Source organism: Clostridia bacterium, from assembly GCA_019683875.1.
GTDB lineage: Bacteria > Bacillota > Sulfobacillia > RBS10-35 > Bu92 > Bu92.
In genome coordinates, this window is the sequence record JADGHN010000195.1 from 1 (window position 1) to 2173 (window position 2173).

2 protein-coding genes are annotated in these 2173 nt (G+C 69.8%); both read right to left on the reverse strand.

What is annotated here, in order from left to right; translation table 11 throughout:
* On the reverse strand, positions 1-567 hold a 567-nt coding region (locus IRZ18_09815), incomplete at its 3' end, for a DUF4340 domain-containing protein (GenBank protein ID MBX5477401.1).
* Positions 568-679: 112 nt separating this feature from the next.
* Positions 680-2077, reverse strand: coding sequence for a GldG family protein (locus tag IRZ18_09820; GenBank protein MBX5477402.1), 1398 nt, complete (start codon positions 2075-2077; stop codon positions 680-682).
* Positions 2078-2173 lie beyond the last annotated feature (96 nt).

The window sequence follows — 2173 nt, forward strand, 5'->3', positions numbered from 1 at the left end:
CGACCAGTGCTTCGGATCGACGGACAGGTCGGCGGCAAGGTCCGGCGACAGCAGGTACACGCCGGGGTGGCCGTCGATCAGCGCGTAGTCGTCTCCCGTGATGGGATCGTTGGCGCCGATCGTGATCTTCACCGTGCTGCCGTCCTCCTGCGTGACCGTCACCACCCAGCGCGGGTCGCCGAAGCCGTACTCGCTGGCCTTGCCCGGGTTCTCGACCTTGCGCTTGGCCGTGAGGTGCTTGAAGTGCCGGTCCAGGAAGGCCCGGACCTGCGCCGCGTCCGCTTCCCCGACGGTGTGGCCGCTGCTGTTCACCATCGTCCACGTCTTCCCCTGCAAGAGGAGACCGAGGTCTTCCAGCTGCTGGTTCTCCATCGTGATCTCGTTCACCTTGGACGTGTCGACGTCCGCCAGGCGGAGCGGAGCGTTCTGGCGCTCCGCCTGCCGCGGCTGCCAGATGAAGACGTAGCCGGCCAGCCCGGCGACGACGACGACCGCCAGAAGCGGCGCCAGCCAGCGCCACCGGTTCGGGGCGGCGGACCGCCCGCGCGCAGGTTGCTTCTTCGCCAACGGAATGCCCCCTCGGACAAAGTCGAGCTCTCGAACAGAGTCTAACCCGTTCCCGCCGGGCGCGGTCGGCAGCCGCCTCCTCGCGCGGTCCCACGGCCGCCGCCCGGCGCCACTACAACCGCCGGCGGCGCCACCAGACCCAGGCGCCCGCGCCCAGCGACAAGAGCGGCAGCAGCACGACGGTCAGGAACATGAGCACCGTCGCCTGACCGGCGTCGAGCGCCATCGGCGCCGACACGGCCGGCTTGGGCCGCAGCGTGATGCCCTGCTGGCGCCCGGAGAGCCACGCGGTGGCGTTCAGGAGCAGGTTGTGGTTCCCCTGGATGCCGAACCACTGCTGCGTCGCGAAGACGCTGCCGCCGAAGACCACGGCGCGGAAGCCGCTCGACCCGTTCCCCCCGGGCAGCCCCTCGACGGACACCGCGATCGTCAGCGGCCCCTGCCGGTCCTTGCTCTTCTCGAACGCAGCCGCGTTCTTGAAATCCGTCTCGCCCCAGGCCTGGTCGGAGGTGCTCAAGAGCGGCGTGATGCGCCCGCTCTGCGCGTCGTAGTCGAGGCCGGCGGCCGCGGGAAACACCGTCGCGACGCGCGCCTGCTGCAGCGGATCCACGATGGGCGAGTACTCGTATTGCGGGATCACCGCCGTCGGCTCGGTCAGGTAGTGGCGCACCGGGTCGACGACGTAGTCCCGCTGCGGCGTCACGCCCCATTCCTTCAAAAGCCCGTCCAGGTTCGGCAGCGGGGTGTCCGACGGGTCGCGCATCACGAGCACGTGCCCGCCCTTGGTCGCGTACGTGCGGATCGCGCCGGCTTCGGCCGGTTGCAGGTCGTGCTGCGGGGCCGCGATCACGAGCACGGACGCGTCGTCCGGCACCCCGGGCTGCTGGAGCAGGTTCAGGCGGAGCACCTCGTAGCCCTGGTCGCGCAGGGCCTGGCTGAAGGGGTACAGCTCTCGATCCTCGGCGAGCTCCCCGTGCCCTTCAAGAAAGTAGACCTTCAGCGTCTCGGGATGGGCGACGCGCAAGATGGCGCTTGTCAGCGCCGCCTCGCCGTTCCAGTCGTTCGGCCCCTGACTCGTGCCGTAGAAGTCCCACGAGTGCAGAACCTCACGGTGCTCGCCCTGCGCCACCACGACTTCGTCGGCCTCGGTGACACCGTACTTCTGGGCTTCGCTCGGGTGCACCGTCGGGTCCACGGTCCGGAAGCGGATCTTGCCCGGCGCCTTCGCCTCGTACGCGTGGACGAGGTCGGTGAGCGGCGTCGCCAGACTGCTATTGGAGGTGACGAACGCGATCACGTCGACCGGCTGCTTCAATTCCTTCAGCACCTCGACCGTCTGCGGCGAGAGCGTGAACATGCGGTTCAGCGTGAGATCCCAGCTGCGCTCCGCCCTGACCCCGGCCACGTTGGCGAGGATCAGCGCCGCGATGACGGCCGCCGTGTACGTCGCGGAGAACGCGCGCCAGCGCCGGCGCCGCCGCGCCGTGCCGGCGGAGGTGTCGGATGGCATCGTGGGGCCGCCTCCCTACGCCCAGCGGCGCGCCTCGATGGAGCGCACCGCGAGGAAGAGTCCACCGAAGATCAGGCTCGCGAAGTAGACGAGGTG